The sequence below is a fragment of the Stenotrophomonas sp. 82F1 genome (assembly GCF_056861525.1).
This window is the reverse complement of record NZ_JBSPUD010000022.1, coordinates 4,772-21,970: the sequence shown is the minus strand read 5'-3', so window position 1 is coordinate 21,970 and position 17,199 is coordinate 4,772. Positions and strand designations below refer to the sequence as shown.

15 protein-coding genes are annotated in these 17,199 nt (G+C 66.7%); 11 read left to right on the top strand and 4 right to left on the bottom strand.

Annotated elements, in window-relative coordinates; all coding sequences use genetic code 11:
• Positions 1-7 precede the first annotated feature (7 nt).
• A complete protein-coding gene (locus AC13GI_RS17845) occupies positions 8-1,306 on the bottom strand; it encodes a NupC/NupG family nucleoside CNT transporter (protein WP_380657779.1) in 1,299 nt (432 codons plus the stop codon).
• A gap of 193 nt (positions 1,307-1,499) precedes the next feature.
• Between AC13GI_RS17845 and AC13GI_RS17840 the strand changes: the two genes are divergently transcribed.
• From AC13GI_RS17840 to AC13GI_RS17820, 5 genes are all read left to right on the top strand, one after another.
• Positions 1,500-2,471, top strand: a complete 972-nt coding sequence (locus tag AC13GI_RS17840; RefSeq protein WP_482996957.1) for an aldo/keto reductase — start codon at positions 1,500-1,502, stop codon at positions 2,469-2,471.
• A 197-nt stretch (positions 2,472-2,668) separates the two neighbouring features.
• Complete coding sequence (hemP, locus tag AC13GI_RS17835; RefSeq protein ID WP_005412278.1) at positions 2,669-2,863, top strand: hemin uptake protein HemP; 195 nt, start codon at positions 2,669-2,671, stop codon at positions 2,861-2,863.
• 152 nt (positions 2,864-3,015) lie between these two features.
• A complete protein-coding gene (locus tag AC13GI_RS17830) occupies positions 3,016-5,202 on the top strand; it encodes a TonB-dependent hemoglobin/transferrin/lactoferrin family receptor (RefSeq protein WP_482996956.1) in 2,187 nt (728 codons plus the stop codon).
• Between the two features lie 4 nt (positions 5,203-5,206).
• Entirely contained in the window at positions 5,207-5,809 is a 603-nt protein-coding gene (locus AC13GI_RS17825) for a ChuX/HutX family heme-like substrate-binding protein (protein ID WP_099820270.1), read from the top strand.
• 72 nt (positions 5,810-5,881) lie between these two features.
• Positions 5,882-6,817, top strand: a complete 936-nt coding sequence (locus AC13GI_RS17820) for a DUF6607 family protein (protein ID WP_482996955.1) — start codon at positions 5,882-5,884, stop codon at positions 6,815-6,817.
• A gap of 116 nt (positions 6,818-6,933) precedes the next feature.
• Here AC13GI_RS17820 and AC13GI_RS17815 read toward each other — a convergent pair whose 3' ends face one another.
• Together AC13GI_RS17815 and AC13GI_RS17810 are read right to left on the bottom strand one after the other, a co-directional pair.
• Positions 6,934-9,447 (bottom strand): ABC transporter permease, encoded by a 2,514-nt coding sequence (locus tag AC13GI_RS17815; protein WP_482996954.1) that lies wholly within the window; start codon positions 9,445-9,447, stop codon positions 6,934-6,936.
• Positions 9,444-10,091: an ABC transporter ATP-binding protein gene (locus tag AC13GI_RS17810; protein ID WP_033832045.1), complete on the bottom strand. Its 648-nt coding sequence runs from the start codon at positions 10,089-10,091 to the stop codon at positions 9,444-9,446. The genes AC13GI_RS17815 and AC13GI_RS17810 overlap by 4 nt, the downstream gene beginning before the upstream one ends.
• 75 nt (positions 10,092-10,166) lie before the next feature.
• Between AC13GI_RS17810 and AC13GI_RS17805 the strand changes: the two genes are divergently transcribed.
• The 3 genes from AC13GI_RS17805 (at position 10,167) to AC13GI_RS17795 (ending at position 13,040) form a co-directional block, all read left to right on the top strand.
• Complete coding sequence (locus tag AC13GI_RS17805; RefSeq protein WP_099820265.1) at positions 10,167-10,814, top strand: arylesterase; 648 nt, start codon at positions 10,167-10,169, stop codon at positions 10,812-10,814.
• A gap of 90 nt (positions 10,815-10,904) precedes the next feature.
• Entirely contained in the window at positions 10,905-11,618 is a 714-nt protein-coding gene (locus tag AC13GI_RS17800) for a response regulator transcription factor (protein ID WP_002811889.1), read from the top strand.
• Between the two features lie 150 nt (positions 11,619-11,768).
• Positions 11,769-13,040: a sensor histidine kinase gene (locus AC13GI_RS17795; RefSeq protein ID WP_180166784.1), complete on the top strand. Its 1,272-nt coding sequence runs from the start codon at positions 11,769-11,771 to the stop codon at positions 13,038-13,040.
• A 254-nt stretch (positions 13,041-13,294) separates the two neighbouring features.
• On the opposite strand, the gene AC13GI_RS17790 is transcribed toward AC13GI_RS17795, so the two are convergent.
• Entirely contained in the window at positions 13,295-13,993 is a 699-nt protein-coding gene (locus AC13GI_RS17790) for an SGNH/GDSL hydrolase family protein (protein ID WP_180166785.1), read from the bottom strand.
• A 223-nt stretch (positions 13,994-14,216) separates the two neighbouring features.
• Between AC13GI_RS17790 and AC13GI_RS17785 the strand changes: the two genes are divergently transcribed.
• From AC13GI_RS17785 to AC13GI_RS17775, 3 genes are all read left to right on the top strand, one after another.
• Positions 14,217-14,612 (top strand): diacylglycerol kinase, encoded by a 396-nt coding sequence (locus AC13GI_RS17785; RefSeq protein ID WP_025877898.1) that lies wholly within the window; start codon positions 14,217-14,219, stop codon positions 14,610-14,612.
• Positions 14,613-14,645: 33 nt separating this feature from the next.
• Entirely contained in the window at positions 14,646-15,395 is a 750-nt protein-coding gene (locus AC13GI_RS17780; protein WP_340570609.1) for a TerC family protein, read from the top strand.
• A gap of 218 nt (positions 15,396-15,613) precedes the next feature.
• Positions 15,614-16,774, top strand: a complete 1,161-nt coding sequence (locus AC13GI_RS17775) for an MFS transporter (protein ID WP_346578970.1) — start codon at positions 15,614-15,616, stop codon at positions 16,772-16,774.
• Positions 16,775-17,199: the final 425 nt, after the last annotated feature.

Below are 17,199 nucleotides of genomic sequence, written 5' to 3'. Positions count from 1 at the left end.
CAAGGGTTCAGCTGAAATGCGTCAGCACGCCGGCGATGGTAGCCGTCATGAAGGTGGCGATGGTACCGCCCAGCACCGCGCGCAGGCCGAACTTGGCCAGATCGTGGCGTCGCTCCGGTGCCAACCCGCCGATGCCGCCGATCTGGATCGCGATCGAGCTGAAATTGGCGAAGCCGCACAGCGCGTAGGTGGCGATCAGGCGACCTTCGTCGGACAGGCTCATGCCCGGCACCTGGCCATTCACGATCTTCGACAGTTCGGTGTAAGCGACGAACTCGTTGATCACGACCTTCTGGCCGATCAGCGAACCGACGGTGGTGGCGTCGGCCCACGGGGTACCGATCACCCAGGCAATCGGCGCCAGCACGTAGCCGAAGATGGTCGACAGGTCGGTCGGCTTGCCGATCGCAGCCGCCAGGCCGGTGACTTCACCAATCCAGGTCAGCGGCGCATTGAGCAGGGCGATCAGGGCGATGAAGGCCAGCAGCATCGCACCGATGTTCAGTGCCAGCTTCAGGCCGTCACCGGCGCCGGCAGCGGCCGCGTCGATGATGTTGCTGGAGGTCTTCTCCACTTCCATCTTGACCGTGCCGCGGGTCAGCGGGGTACCGGTTTCCGGAATCAGCAGCTTGGCCACGACCAGGGTGGCCGGGGCCGCCATGATGCTGGCCGCCAGCAGATGCTTGGCGTAGAACGCCTGCTGCACCGGATCGCCGCCGCCGAGCATGCCCACGTACGCGGCAAGCACGCCGCCGGCGATATGGGCCATGCCGCCGATCATCATCGTCAGCAGCTCGGACTGGGTCATCTTGGCGATGTACGGACGCACCGTCAGCGGTGCCTCGGTCTGGCCGATGAACACGCTGGCGCAGACGCTGGTGGTTTCCGCACCGGACACGCGCATCACCTTGGTGATCGACCAGGCCATCACCCGCACGATCGCCTGCATGACGTTGAGGTGGTACATGACCCCCATCAGCGCCGAGAAGAAGATGATCGTCGGCAGCACCTGGAAGGCGAAGATGAAACCGTAGTTCTTGACGTCCATCAACGAGCCGAAGATGAAGCTTGAGCCCTCGTTGACGAAGCTCAGCACCTTCACGAAGCCCTGGCCCAGCGCATCGAATACGTCGCGCCCGCCCGGTACCAGGATCACCAGTGCCGCAAAGGCGATCTGCAGGGTGATGCCGGTGGCGACCAGCTTCCAGTCCACCGCGCGCTTGTTGTTGGAAAACAGCCAGGTGATGCCGATCAGCACCGCCAAACCGAACAGGCCGAAGCCGATCCTGCCCAAACCTTCGACCATCTGAGTGACTCCCCTGGGGCGTCGCGAAAAACGGGAAGCCTAGTGCAGGGCAGGGGCCGGAGCAAGGAAAAGCGGTCTGCGCGCGGCCATCGGCTCCGATCAGGCCAGCAACAGCAAGGGGTTGCGCCTGCCGGGACAGGTAGAATGGTGGCTTGATCCCGGCCCGAATGCGGGCCCGCAGCAGGAGAATCGCATGCTCTACCGTCGCCTTGGCTCCACCGGCCTGCCGATGTCCGCCCTGTCCTTCGGCGCCTGGGTGACCTTCGGCGACCAGGTGCCACGCGATGAGGCGCGCAACCTGGTGGCGGCGGCCTGGGATCATGGCATCAACTTCTTCGACAACGCCGAGGGCTATGCCAACGGCCGCGCCGAGCAGGTGATGGGCGATGTGATGGCCGACCTGCGGCTGCCGCGCGATGGCTTCTGCGTGTCCAGCAAGGTGTTCTTCGGCAGTGCCAAGGACCCGCGGCCGACCCAACGCGGCCTGTCGCGCAAGCATGTGACCGACGCCTGCCACGCTGCGCTCAAGCGCCTGCGGGTGGACTATCTGGACCTTTATTATTGTCATCGCCCGGATCCGGACGCCCCGATCGCTGAGACGGTGCATGCCATGGATACCCTGGTCCGGCAGGGCAAGGTGCTGTACTGGGGCACCTCGGAATGGTCGGCCAACCAGATCCAGCAAGCGGTGGACATCGCCGCGCGCCACAACCTGCAGGCACCGTCGATGGAGCAGCCGCAGTACAACCTGCTGCATCGGGAGCGGGTGGAGGTGGAGTACGCGCCGCTGTATGCCACCGCCGGGCTGGGTACCACGATCTTCTCGCCGCTGGCCTCGGGCCTGCTGAGCGGCAAGTATGACGACGGCGTGCCGGCCGATGCGCGGCTGGGCCGCGAAGGCATGGGCTGGTTGCAGGACCTGGTGCTGGGCGACAACGCCGATGCGCGCCTGGCCCAAGTGCGACGCTTCAGTGCGGTAGCCCGCGAGCTGGGCCACGCCCCGGCCAGCCTGGCCATCGCCTGGTGCCTGCGCAATCCCAACGTCTCCAGCGTGATCCTCGGCGCCAGCCGGGTCAGCCAGCTGCTGCAGAACCTGCAGGCGCTGGACGTACTGGCGCAGGTGGATGATGCCGGCTGGGCGCAGGTGGAAGCCGTATTCGCCTGAGGGCCGAGGACAGGTTGTAGGGCCGAGCCCACGCTCGGCCGGCCTTACCGCGCCCAATTGCACCTATTTCGATAGGCAAAGACTATCGAAATTGAAATTTCGATCATTAATTCCATCAATTAAGTTGAGAATGATTGTTGATTGTCAACTGAGAATCATTATCATTTAACTCGTCCCTCGCACGAGTCCAGATGCTCATGAATGCTCAACCTGTACTGCTGCGCCCCGAAACGTTGACCCTCCGCGACCGCCCGGTTCGTGTCGTGCCGCCGGAAGAGGTCATCGACAGCGAAGCCCTGCTCAAGGGCCGTCGTGAAATCCTGATCCAGCACGGTGATCGTTTCTACCGTCTGCGTCATACCAGCAACGACAAGCTGATCCTGACCAAGTAACGCGGTCTGGTCGCCCGCCTCCCTCCCTCCTGTCGGCCGCGCCGGCAGGGTGGGCGACCCGTCCGCTCCTGCTCTCTCCCCCTCGGTCTACCGTTCATGCCTGCTTGGCGTGGCGGTGGCCGGGGGTTCCCCTGCCTGACCGAACGATGCCGATGACCCGCCCGACTGCCCTTTCCATTGCCCTGTGGATGGCCCTGCCGCTGTCCGCCCATGCTGCTGCCGACGCCGCGCCCGACGCGCGCGAGTTCGATCGCGTGCAGGTCACCGCCACCCGTACCGAACGTGCGGTCAGCGATGTCGCTGCCACCGTCGATGTGATCGACCGCGAGCAGATGGACCGCCAGCTGGTGCAGGACATCAAGGATCTGGTGCGCTACGAGCCGGGCCTGTCGGTCAGCCGCAGCGCCACCCGCTTCGGCATCGGCAGCATCCGCATCCGCGGCCTGGACGGCAACCGCGTGCGCATCCAGACCGACGGCATCGCCATGCCGACCAGCTTCAACATCGGCTCGTTCTCCAACGCCAACCGCAACTTCACCGACCTGGACACGCTCAAGCGCGTGGAGATCGTGCGCGGCCCGGCCAGCTCGCTGTACGGCTCGGACGCACTCGGTGGCGTGGTTGCCTTCGTCACCAAGGACCCGGGCGATTACCTCAAGGATGGCAAGGACAGCTACGTCGGCCTGAAGTTCGGCTACGACGGCGAGTGGAAAGGCCTGCTCGGCGGCGTGACCAGCGCCTTCGGTGGCGAGCACTGGAGCGGCATGGTCAACATCAACCACCGCCAGGGCCAGGAAACCGACAACAAGGGCGATGTGCGCAGCAGCGACAACACGCGCACCGCGGCCAACCCGCAGGACCGCGATGGTCGCAGCGGCCTGGCCAAGCTGGTCTATGCGCCCAGCGACGACCAGCGTTTCCGCCTGACCGTGGAAGGCAACGAAGACAACACAGATACCAACGTGCTGTCCTCGATCGACCGCACCACCACCACCGGCATGAAGGCGCGCGACACGCAGAACCGCACCCGCGTGTCCTTCGCCCACGAGATGGATGCGCTGGACAAGGGCTTCGCCGACAGCCTGCACTGGCAGGTCTATACGCAGGACAGCGAAACCACGCAGCGTACCGATGAAGCGCGCGCCAACGGCAGCCGCCGCCATCGCGAGTTCAGTTTCGACCAGCGCGTGTATGGCCTGCAGGCTGTGTTCAACAAGGCGTTCAGCACCGGCAGTGTCGAACACGCGCTGACCTATGGCTTCGATGGCGCCCGCACCGAGATCCGCCAGAAGCGCGATGGCTACCAGGTCAGCAACCGTGGCGTGGTCAGCACGACGATCCTGCCCGACGCGTTCCCCGTGCGCGATTTCCCGATCAGCAAGACCACCGAGCTGGGCCTGTACGCACAGGATGAAATGCGCCTGGCCGACGGCAAGCTGTCGCTGGTGCCGGGCGTGCGCGTGGACCGCTACGAACTGAAGCCGGACGTGGACAGCATCTTCGCCGAGGACAATCCCGGCGTGGCCGTGTCGGAGCTGAAGAAGACCAGCGTGTCGCCGAAGTTCGGCCTGGTCTATCGCTTTACCGATGAGTGGTCGCTGTTTGCCGGTTATTCGCGTGGCTTCCGCTCGCCGCCGTACAACGACGTCAATCTTGGTTTCACCAACTTCGCTTTCGGCTACACCGCCATTCCCAATCCGGACCTGAAGCCGGAAACCAGCGACGGCGTCGAACTGGGCATGCGCTTCCTGTCGCCGGCGGCGTACGTGAGCCTGAGCGGCTACTACAACGACTACAAGGACTTCATCGAGTCGCAGACGCTGGTGGGCACCAACGCGCAGGGCTTGATGGTGTTCCAGTCGCGCAACATCGCCGACGCACGCATCTACGGTGCCGAACTGAAGGCCGGGGTCGACTTCGGCCAGATCAGCCCGGCGCTGCAGGGTTGGGCGCTGCGCAGTGCGGTGGCGTGGTCGCGCGGCGACAACAAGACCGCCGATGTGCCGCTGGATTCGGTCGATCCGATGCGCGGCACCGTCGGCCTGATGTACGACACCGACTCCTGGGGCGTGGAACTGGCCGGTACCTTCGTCAAGCGCAAGGACCGCGTGGCCTCGGCCAGCATCTATCGACCGGCCGGCTACGGCGTGGCCGATCTGATGGCGCACTGGAACTTCGCCCCGGGCGCCACCTTCAACGTCGGTGTCTTCAACCTGGGTGACAAGCGTTACATCGACTGGTCCAACGTCGGCTCGACCCTGTCGGCCAGCAGCACCGTTCTGGACCGCTATACCAGCCCCGGCCGCACTCTGTCGGCCAGCCTTGCCGTGTCCTGGTGATCCCATGAGCCGAGCCCTGTCTGCACGTCGCCTGCCGTCCTCCCTGTCGCGTTCGTCGCTGCGGGCCTGGCCTGCGCCGGCACAGCTGGCAGCGCTCGGCACCGTGTTGTGCCTGTACCACGCCGATGGCAACGAGCTGGGCGGTTGGCGCCAGGCGGTATCGGTGCATGCCTGCCAGGGCGTGGACAGCGAGGGCCTGCGCGAAAGCCTGTGCTTCCTCGATGCACGCGGCCGCTGCGTGTGGCGCCTGTACCTGTTGCCGGACAGTGATTTCCTGGCCTGGGACCGGCTGGTGGCGACGCTGCCGCCCGGTCCTTCGCACGATGCCGAGGGCAGCGTTGGTGAGCGCCTGTGGCGGCGCCTGGCCGGGCACCTGGGCGGCCAACGCTGGCGCCTGTGCACGCTGCGCCTGCACGCTGCCGACGAAGGCCGCACGCTCGCTGCCAGCCTGTCCACGTTGTCGTCGCTGGGAGCCGCCACCGCGCGCCGGATCGCGCGCATCGAAGGCGCCGAAGGCGAACTGGCGATCGACGACTGTTGTTGTGCCGATGCCGCACGCCGCCCTGCCGCGCGCGCTCCCGGCGACCTGCCGCTGGTCCGCCTGTGACCTGATTGCGATGGATCGCCCGCTGGCCAGGATGGCCTTTCCACGAAACCTGCAACCCCGAAGGAAGACCCGATGAAGTTCCAGACAGCCAGCGTGATGGTGCTGCTCGCCGCCAGTGGCGCCGCCGACGCGCAGCCCTCCGACATCGCCCGCGACCACGACAGCATCCTGGCCATGCAGGGTGAGTACACGGTGGATTTTGCCTTCGACGAGACCGTGCTGCTGAAGCCGGGCTACGAGCGCGCACCGGCCATGCGCAGCGGCGGCAACGAAGTGGTGATCGTGGTCGAGGACAGCCCGAAGCGCATCGTGCTGCAGCACCTGCTGCTGGACGAGAAGAGCGGCCATGTGACCAAGCACTGGCGCCAGGACTGGGTGTACGAAGCGCCGAACCGTTTCGAGTTCAGCGCCGACCAGACCTGGCAGGTGCGCACGATTCCGGCGGCGACCAACCAGGGCGCCTGGACCCAGTGCGTGTACGAAGTCAGCGATGCACCGCGCTACTGCGGCACCGGCACGTGGACCTACGGCAACAACGTGCCGACCTGGACCAGCGACATCAGCTGGCGCCCGCTGCCGCGGCGTGAGTACACCAAGCGCAGCGATTACAACGCGCTGGCCGTGGTCAACCGCCACACGCTCACCCCGAACGGCTGGACCCACGAGCAGTTCAACACCAAGGTGCAGCGCAACGCTGATGGCAGCCACGTCGAAATCGCCCGCGAATTCGGCTTCAACGACTACATCAAGACCACCGAGGTCGACTTCACCCCGGCGCGTGATTACTGGAAGGCCACTGCCGGTTACTGGAGCAAGGTACGCCAGCGTTGGGACGGCTTCCTGACCCAGGCCCCGGGCGTGCACCTGAAGACCAAGCTCGACGGCATGGCGATGATCATTCCGCTGTTCACTCAGGCCGAAGACGTGCAGGCCGGCAAGAAGGTGAAGGACACCCAGATCGACGAAGTCTTCGCCAAGTACGTGGAAAAGGCGCCGAAGGAAGGTTGATCGGCGCGGAGGGTGCCGGGCTTGCTCGGCACTGCATCCACGCATGGCGTGGATCTACTGGGGCTATCGCTGGTAGATCCACGCCACGCGTGGATGCCTTTGCTTTCACAACGGTGTCAGGCCTCCCGCAGCGCCAATGCCGGCGGCGTGTGCAGGATCCGCCGGGTGCCCAACCAGCCGGCCAGCAGGCTCAGCGCAATACCGAGCAGCCCACCCAGCAGCAGGCCCGGCCACGGCGGCAGCAGCGGCAGCTCGAACACCTTCTGCGACACCGCCACGCCGATCACCGCTGCCGCGCCTACCGCCAACAGCGCCGCCAACGCGCCCAGCGCACCGAACTCGACCAGTACCGCGCCACGCAGCTGGCGCCGCGTTGCACCCAGCGTACGCAGCACCGCGCTGTCATAGCGGCGCTCGCCAGCCGTCGCCTGCAGTGCCGCCAGCAGCACCAGCACGCCGGCCAGCAGGCTGAACACCATCACCAGCTGCACCGCCTGCGCCACCCGTTCCATCACATCGCGCACCTGCGAGATCACCGCATCCACGTCCAGCAGCGACAGGTTCGGCTGCGCGCGCACCAGGGCCCCGAGACCCGCCGCCTGTCCCGCCGGCAGGTGGAACGCCGACAGCAGGTTGTGCGGCGTATCGCCCACCGCATTCGGGTTCAACAGCACGAAGAAGTTCGGCCGGAAGGTGTTCCAGTCGGCCTTGCGCACGCTGGTGACGGTGAACTCGCGCTCCTGTTCGCCCACCGCAATGGTGATGCGATCACCCGGGTACACGCCATAGCGCTTGGCCCAGCCGATCTCCACGGATGCCTCGGCGGCGGTGCTGTCCGGTTTCCAGAACGTGCCGTTGACCAGTGTGTTGGCCGGCGGGAACGTGCTGCGCCAACTGAAGTTCAGTGGCCGGTTCTCGTCATCGTCGTCGCGCTGTCCTTCGCCCTGCGGCTGGGTGTCGTCGGCCGGCGTGCGGTCCACCCGCAGCGGTGGTTTGCCGTTGATTGCGATCAGGCGGCCGGTGGCCATCGGTTCGATGCTGGCATCATCCGCACCCAGGCCCTGCAGCGCGGCCAGCACGCTGTCGCGCTGCTCGGGCTGGATGTTGATCAGGAAGTAGTTCGGCGTGTCCGCGGGGAGGCGCTCGCGCCACTGCTGCAGCAGGCCGGGGCCGATCACCGCCAGCAACAGCAGGGCGCACAGCGACAGAGACAGCCCCACCAGCTGCATCACCGCCAGCATCCGCCGCCGTGTCAGCGCCGCCAGGCCCAATCGCCAGTTGCCGTGCAGGCGGTGCTGCAGGCCACGCAGCAGTTGCAGCAGCAGGAACCCGACCACGCCTGCGGCGACCGCCAGCCCGGCCAGCCCACCCAGCACCCACAGGGCCAGCTTCAGATCGCCGGTGACCTGCACCGCCAGTGCCAGGCTGGCGGCCAGTGCGGCCACATAGGCCAGCAGCGAAGCAGGCGGCAAGGCGGCGAACGAGCGGTTGAGCACACGCATCGGCGGCACGCCACGCAGGCGCAGCAGCGGCGGCAGTCCGAAGCCGAACAGCAGCAACAGGCCAATCCCCGCGCCGGTCAGCGCGGGCATCGCTTCGGGCAACGGCAGGCGTTGCGGCACCAGGCTGCCCAGTACCTGCACCAATCCTTCCTGCGCCGCCATGCCCAGGCCGATGCCGATCGCACAGGCAGGCACCGCCAGCATCAGCAGCTGCAGGGCCAGGCCAGCCAGGATGTCGCGCTGGCGTGCGCCCAGGCAGCGCAGGATCGCCACCTGGTCGATGCGACGCAGGGCGAACCGGTTGGCCGCCAGTGCGGTGGCCACGCCGGCCAGCAGCACAGCCAGCAGTGCGCTCAGACCGAGGAAACGACCGGCCAGGTCGAAGGCCTGGCGCACCCCGCGCTGGGTATCGTTCACGCTGAGCAGGCGCATGCCCTTCACCTGCGGCAGCAGCCATTGCCGGAATGCAGCGATATCGGTGGCCGGGCCGGCGAACATCAGCCGGTAGTTGATACGGCTGCCGGGGCCGAGCAGGCCGGTGCCTTCCACATCGGCGCGGTTGACCAACAGGGTCGGCGACAGCGTCAGCAGGTCGCCGCCGGCATCCGGTTCCGATTCGATGATGCCGGCAATGCGCAGCGTGCCTGCACCAAATTCCAGATCGTCGCCGGACTTCAGGCCCAACGCCTGCAGCAGGCGTGGATCGGCATAGGCCTGGCCCTTGGCCGGCATGCCGGCGTCGGCAATCAGCGTGCCGCCGGGCGTGGCGCGCACACGCAGCGCGCCGCGCAGCGGGTAGCCTGCTTCCACGGCCTTGATGCTGGCCATCTGGCTGGCATCGCCCTGGAACAGCACGCTGCCGAAGCTGGCCAGCCGTGTGTACGCCAGGCCGCGTCGCTGCGCCTCGTCGGCGAATGCCGCAGGCGGGTCATCGCGCCCGGCCACGCCGAGGTCGCCGCCGAGCATTTCCGCCGCGCTGCCGGTCAGGGCCAGGTTGACCCGGTTGACCAGCGTGCCCACCGCCGTCATCACCGCCACGCCCAGTACCAGGGCGGCGAAGACGGTCAGCAGGTCACCGGCCAGGGCTTCGCGGCGCAGCGCGCGCCACGCATGCCGCAGCAGGTTCATGCGTCCACTCCATGTTCCACCGGCTGCAGGCGGCCGTTGTCGATGCGATGGATGTACTGGCAGCGCTGCGCCAGGCGCAGATCATGGGTGACCAGCACCAGCGTGGTTCCGCTGCCGGCATTGAGTTCGAACAGCAGATCGCTGATGTGCTGGCCGGTGGCCTGGTCCAGCGAGCCGGTGGGCTCATCGGCGAACAGGATGCGCGGGCGGCTGACGAACGCGCGGGCGAGGGCCACACGCTGCTGCTCGCCGCCGGACAACTGCCGCGGATAGTGGCGGGCGCGGTGCGATAGCCCGACCGCAGCCAGCACCTCGTCCACCCGCGTGCGGTCCTCGCGCCCGGCCAGTTCCAGCGGCAGCGCGATGTTCTCGGCCGCCGTCAGCGCCGGCAGCAGGTGGAAGCTCTGGAACACGAAGCCGACGTCGCGGGCGCGCAGTTGTGCACGGGCTTCTTCGTCCAATGCCGTCAGATCCTGGCCTGCCAGCGTGATGCGGCCGCGGCTGGGCAGGTCCAGCCCGGCCAGCAGGCCGAGCAGGGTGGTCTTGCCGGAACCGGAGGCGCCGACGATGGCCACGCTGGTGCCTTCATGGACGGTCAGGGTGATGTTGTCCAGTATGTGGACTTCACCCTCCGGGCCATGCACGGATTTGCCGACCTGGTCGACGGCGATGGCGACGGGCGCGCTGCGGGGGGACAGGCTGTCGATGAGGAGACTCCAATGCACAAGACGGGATGGAGCCGGCAAGCCGGCGCAATGATGGTGCTGTTGCTAGGGTTGCTGCTGTTGCCGGCACTGGCGTGTGCCAAAGGTCCGGCCACCGGTACCGTGCTGGTGCTCGGTGACAGCCTCAGTGCCGCCCACAATATCCCGGCCGACGCAGGCTGGGTCAGCCTGCTGCAGCAGCGGGTCAGGCAGCAGTCGAAAACTCCGCCGCGCATCGTCAACGCCAGCATGAGCGGGGAAACCACCGCCGGCGCGCTGACCCGGCTGCCGGGCCTGCTCGCGCGGGAGAAGCCCACGGTGGTGGTGATCGCCCTCGGCGGCAACGATGCGCTGCGCGGCCTGACCCCGGCGCAGGTGCAGGGCAACCTGGAAAAAATGGTGCAGGCCAGCCAGAAGGCCGGTGCCAAGGTGCTGCTGCTGGGCATCGACGTGCCGCCCAACTATGGGCCCGGCTACCGCCAGCGCCTGGCGGCGGCGTACCGGGCCCTGGCCACCCAGTACAAGGTACCGTTGCTGCCGTTCCTGCTGGAAGGCGTGGCCCTGCAGCCGGGCTTGATGCAGGCCGATGGCCTGCACCCGACCGCGCAGGCGCAGCCGAAAGTGCTGGACAACGTATGGCCGCTGCTGAAACCGCTGCTGTGAGCACGCCATCTTCTTTTCATTGACGCAACTTCACATCGCGTGCACCGTCGATCGGGCATGTTTCACAAAGCTGAAGAAAAAGGGATTCTCATGCGTCAGACGAAGGAGACTTCCGGCTTGGTGCTGGTAGTCGAAGACAACCGCAACATCTCCGAGATGATCGGGGAGTACCTGGAAGGCCGTGGCTTCGAGGTGGACTATGCGCAGGATGGCCTGGACGGCTACCGTCTGGCTGCCGAGAACAGCTACGACGTGGTCGTGCTGGACCTGATGCTGCCGCGACTGGATGGCATCGAAGTGTGCCGCCGGCTGCGCAACGATGCGCGCAAGTCGACCCCGGTGCTGATGCTGACCGCGCGTGACACGCTGGATGACAAGCTCACCGGCCTTGGTTTTGGTGCCGATGATTACCTGACCAAGCCGTTCGCGATCCAGGAACTGGAAGCCCGCCTGCGCGCGCTGATCCGCCGCGAACGTCGCCAGGTCGGTTCGGAAGTGCTCAAGGTCGCCGACCTGGTGCTCGATCCGGTCAGCATGCGTGCCACGCGTGCCGGCACCGAGCTGCAGCTGTCGCCGATCGGCCTGCGCCTGCTGACCATCCTGATGCGCGAATCGCCGCGTGTGGTCACCCGCCAGGAAATCGAGCGCGAAATCTGGGGCAACGGCCTGCCTGATTCGGACACGTTGCGCAGCCACCTGTACAACCTGCGCAAGATCATCGACAAGCCGTTTGATCGGCCGCTGCTGCACACCGTGCAGAGCGCGGGCTATCGCATCGCCGATATCGCCCAGCCGATGGCCTGATCGACGTCGTGCCGGTGTTGCAGCAGAACCGGCACGGCTGTGGTCGGCAGGGAAGGGGTGAACGTTCCGGATGCCCGGTCGTCATCGTCCATGCACGATCACGGCACAGCGCGCTGCCTATAATCGCAGCGCTCTGACCGGGACACCGCAATGCCGCACGGCCTGCCGCGCAAGATCCGTATCGCCTTCATCCTGCAAGCCGTGCTGGCCAGCCTGGGTATCCTGCTGGGTGCCTGGCTGGTTTCGCTGGTGATCAAGCACAGCCTGGTGGGCGCTGCCCTGCGCGAAGAAGCGGCGTACTACTGGACGCTGCACGAGGCCTCGCCCGTGCAGCCGCCGCCCAATACCCAGAACATCCGTGGCTACCTGCTGGAGCGCGGGCAATCGAGCCTGTCGCTGCCCGCCAACCTGCGCACGTTGGAACCGGGTTTCCACGAACTGCCCGACGACGATCAGCTGGTGCTGGTCGACGCCCGTGAGGAGGGCCGCCTGTACCTGGTGTTCCTGCGCTCGCGCGCGGAGATGCTGGCGTTCTGGTTCGGCATCGTGCCGGTGCTGCTGACCCTGCTGGCGGTGTATGGCGCCTCCTGGATCACCTACCGCGCGTCCAAACGCCTGGTGTCACCGGTGAACTGGCTGGCGCGGCGCGTCTCGCGCTGGGATCCGGGTCATCCGGAAGCGGCCGATCTGGAGCCGAACAAGCTGCCCGCGGACATGCAGGGCGAGACCCGGCAGCTGGCGGCGGCGCTGCATTCGCTGGCCAACCGGGTGACTGCGCACGTGGCACGCGAACGCAACTTCACCCGTGATGCCAGCCATGAACTGCGCACGCCGCTGACGGTCATCCGGGTGGCCAGCGACATGGCGCTGGGCGATGAAAGCCTGGAGCCGCGCCTGCGCCGCAGCCTGCAGCGCATCCAGCGTGCCGGGCGGGACATGGAAGCGGTGATTGATGCGTTCCTGATCCTGGCCCGCGAGGCCGACGTCGAGCCGCAGGTGGAACTGTTCGACGTCAACGACATCGTCCGCTACGAAGTGGACAACGCCAACGAGCTGCTGGTGGGCCGGCCACTGGCGGTGCACCTGCACAGTGACGCGGCCGTGCAGCTGCATGCACCGCCGCGGGTGCTGCAGGTGGTGGTCAGCAACCTGGTGCGCAACGCCTGCAGCTACACCGACGAAGGTCGCATCGACGTGCACGTGCACAACGACCGGGTGGTGGTAAGCGATACCGGCATCGGCATGTCCGCCGACGCGCTGTCGCGTGCATTCGAGCCGTTCTATCGTGCTGATCCCAGCCGTCCGCAGGGTACGGGCCTGGGCCTGTCGATCGTGCGTCGCCTGTGTGAACGCTTCGGCTGGAAGGTCAGTTTGACCAGCGAGCTGGGCAAGGGCACCGAGGCGACGGTGATTTTCCGCTGAGGGCCGGGCTGCGAAGCAACAGCAACAGCGGACATTCCGTGGGATGGCGGGGCGCTGTGGGTGTCCTGCAAAGTTTGCAGGACACGCCGTAAACCCATCCATGGGGGCTCGATGGCGCCATCCATGGCGCCAACGGTCCTGCAAACCCACAGCGCCCCGCCTTCGACAGGTTCCGCGATCTGCAGTAGATCCACGCCATGCGTGGATGAAGCGTCCCGGTAGTGCCGGCCGCTGGCCGGCAACCCCAGCATCACTCAGTTGCAGTTGACCTTCGGCGCCAGCGCCTTGGTCCAGATCGCATAGCCGGCCGGGGTCATGTGCAGCATGTCCTCGCGGAACAGCGAGGCATCGGGCTGTCCATCGGCCCCCAGCATCGGGGTGTAGATGTCGGTGTAGCCGGTGTTGGGCAGCTTCGCCAGCGCAGCCTTGATCTTCGCGTTGGCGTCGTTGATCGCCGGCAGCAGGTGCGCCCGCGACGGGCTGGGCTTGATGGAGACGTACTCCACCTTGGTCTTCGGCAGGTCGCGATGCACGCGCTGCACGAAGGCCACCACATCGTCGCGTACCTGGGTCGCGCTGCGGCCGCTGTTGAGGTCGTTGTCGCCGGCGTAGAAGAACACCTTGCACGGCGCGTACGGCACGATCGCCTGGCCGGCGTACCAGGTGCTGTCGCGTACCTCCGAGCCTCCGAAGCCGCGGTTGAACACCGGTTGCCCCGGGAAGTCCTGGGCCAGGCTGTCCCACATGCGGAAGGACGAGCTGCCAATGAATTCGATGCCGCCGCGCGGCGGCGGATTGGTGCGGTCGGCGGTGGCAAAGGAGGCCATGTCGGCGGCCCAGGCCACGTTGGAGACCTGCGCGGGTACCTGCGGCGGCGCCGGCGGGCTCAGGGCCTGGGCGAGCGGCGCGGCCAGCAGGCCGAGCAGGATCAGGCAGGTGCGGGGACGGGTCATCAGGCACTCCGGCAGGGCAGGGGGCATCCATCATAGAAGCTGCTCCGGCCCCGCGCTTGGCCGTGCTGGGCCGTTCGCGGGGCTTTCCGGCAGGGCTTCCGGGCTGCCATTGCCGCCCTTGTGGCAAAATGGGGGCTGTCTGCCTATCCCTGTGCACCCATGATTCCCTGCCGTGCGTCTGAGCGGTCGCTGCGCCGCGCCCCTGTTGCTGGATGCTTCACCCGTGGCTGATCAGTTCGGCCACATGCCCCGCGGCCCACGTCGCATCTTCCAGGCCGCCCGTTGGTCCTGGCAGGGCCTGCGAGCCGCCTGGCTGCACGAGTCCTCATTCCGGCTGGAGGTCTACCTGCTGGTGCTGCTGACGCCGCTGGCGATCTGGCTGGGCCAGACACCGGTGGAGCGCGCGCTGATGATCGGCTCGATGCTGCTGGTGCTGGCGATGGAGCTGGCCAACTCGGCCATCGAGGCGGTGATCGAACGCTATGGCGCGGAAATCCATGAACTGGCCGGCCGTGCCAAGGACATGGGCTCGGCGGCAGTGTTCGTGCTGATGATGAACGTGCTGCTGTGCTGGGCCCTGGTGCTGGTGCCGCGGTTGTTCCCGGCCAGCGTCGGCTGATCCTTCTTCCTCCCCCCTTGTTGAAGACTTCCCATGTCCCTTGAGTTTCTCGCCGATCCGAATGTCTGGTTGACCCTGTTCACCTTGAGCGCGCTGGAAATCGTGCTTGGCATCGACAACCTGGTGTTCATCTCCATCGCCGTCAGCAAGCTGCCCGAGAACCGCCGGCCGTTCGCGCGCCGCCTCGGCATCGCGGTGGCGTGCATCACCCGTATCGGCCTGCTGGTGTCGCTGGCGTACCTGGCGCACATGCAGGCGAACCTGTTCACCGTGGCCGGCATGGGCATCTCCATCCGCGACCTGGTGCTGATCGTCGGTGGCCTGTTCCTGATCATCAAGGGCTGGATGGAGATCAAGGAAATGATCACCGGAGGCGAGGACGAGGACCCGACCACCACCAAGACCTCGGCCGTGTTCGGCTACGTGATCGCGCAGATCGCGATCATCGACATCGTGTTCTCGCTGGACTCGGTGATCACCGCCGTCGGCATCGCCGACCACGTGCCGGTGATGGTCGCTGCGATCCTGCTGTCGGTGGCAGTGATGCTGCTGGCCGCCAACCCGCTGGGCCGCTTCATCGATGCCAACCCGACCGTGAAGATGCTGGCTCTGGCCTTCATCCTTCTGATCGGTGCGGTGCTGATCCTGGACGGCCTGGACGTGCACGTGCCCAAGCCCTACATCTACGCCGCGATGGGCTTTTCGGTGCTGGTGGAGTGGCTGAACCTGCTGATGCGCCGCCGCGCACGCGAACACCACGTGCCGGGTGCCGGCGACTGGTAAGCATTACCCCGAACCCCCGGCCAGCGCCGGGGGTTCTGCTTTCCGGGCCCCGCTGCGCTCGCCGGGCATGGCCCGGCGCTACCCGGATGGCCGACCTGCCCGACACTTGTGAATCGGGATCAACACTGTTTTCCCGCGCCGAGGCTTACTCCCGGCCGGCAAAGCGCGCAGGCTACGCGCTCATTTTTCACAGGGCCTGCCCCACGCAGGCAACTCTCATGAATTCCAGAGCCGCATTGCTGGCACTCGCCGTCGGCGCCTTCGCCATTGGTACCACCGAGTTCACCCCGATGGGCCTGTTGCCGGTCATCGCCAGCGGGGTGGGGGTCAGCATCCCCACTGCCGGCATGCTGATCACCGCCTACGCGGTGGGCGTGATGCTGGGCGCGCCGGTGATGACCCTGCTGATGGGACGCTTCGGCAAGCGCACCGCGCTGATGCTGCTGATGTCGATCTTCGTGGTCGGCAACGTGCTGTCGGCGCTGGCCCCGAACTACGGCCTGCTGTTGCTGTCGCGGCTGGTGACCAGCCTCAATCACGGCGCGTTCTTCGGCATCGGCGCGGTGGTCGCCGCCAGCCTGGTGCCGAAGGACAAGCAGGCGGCGGCCGTGGCAACGATGTTCATGGGCCTGACCATCGCCAACATCGGCGGCGTACCGCTGGCGACCTGGGTCGGCCAGCAGCTGGGGTGGCGCTTGGCCTTTGCCGGCACTGCCGTACTCGGCGTGGTGGCGATCACCGCGTTGGCGATGGCGCTGCCGCCGTCGGCCGCAGGTGCACGCCCGGATGTCCGGCGTGAACTGAAATCGATCATGCAACCGCAGGTGCTGCTGGCGATGGCGACCACGGTGCTGGGCGCAGGCGCGATGTTCACCCTCTACACCTATGTGGCGCCGGTGTTGACCGAGCTTACCGGTGCTTCCAATGCCTTCATTGCATTGTCGCTGGCACTGATCGGTATTGGTTTCACCTTCGGCAACGGCATCGGTGGACGCATGGCCGACTGGTCGCTGGACGGCGCCACGCGCATTTTGCTGGCCATCCTGGCGGTGCTGATGTTCGTGCTGCCGCTGGCCTTCATGAGCCACGCGACCGCAGCGCTTGGCGTGTTGCTGTTCGGCGCGGCAACCTTCGCCATCGTGCCGCCGCTGCAGATCCGGGTGATGCAGGCCGCCAGCGAGGCGCCGGGGCTGGCGTCGTCGATCAACGTGGGTGCGTTCAACCTGGGCAATGCACTGGGCGCGGCGCTGGGTGGTGCGGTGATCAGCCTGGGGCTGGGCTACGCCGCGATTCCGGTGGCCGGCGGCCTGCTGGCGGCGTCGGCGCTGCTGCTGGCGTGGCTGGGGCGTGCTCGCGTGCCGGCTGCTGAGGCTTGCTGAGGGGTTTGGCAGCAGGGCTGCGCCCTGCACCCGCCGAGGCAACGGCAACAGGCCGGAGCAACGGCAAAAGCTGGCTATCCGTGGGATGGCGGGGTGGATCCGGTTGCGGGGGACGCCGTAAACCCATCCCTGGGGGCTTGGCCGCGGCATCCATGCCGCGGACACCCCCGCAACCGGACCCACCCCGCCTTCGACAGTCTCCCGCGATCTGTCGGGACGGCGTTCTGTGCTGCTGGTAGATGTCGACCTTGGTCGACACAAATGTCTGAAGAATCGGTTTTTGCTTTTGATTTTTCTTTTGATCTTCCCGCGGTGCGCAGGAAATTGTCCGTGGCCGGGAGGGTGGGTTGGCTGGGGGCGTGAGCCGCATGGATGCGGCGACCGAGCTTACATGGACGTACTTGCAGCGTCCCCCAGCCAACCCC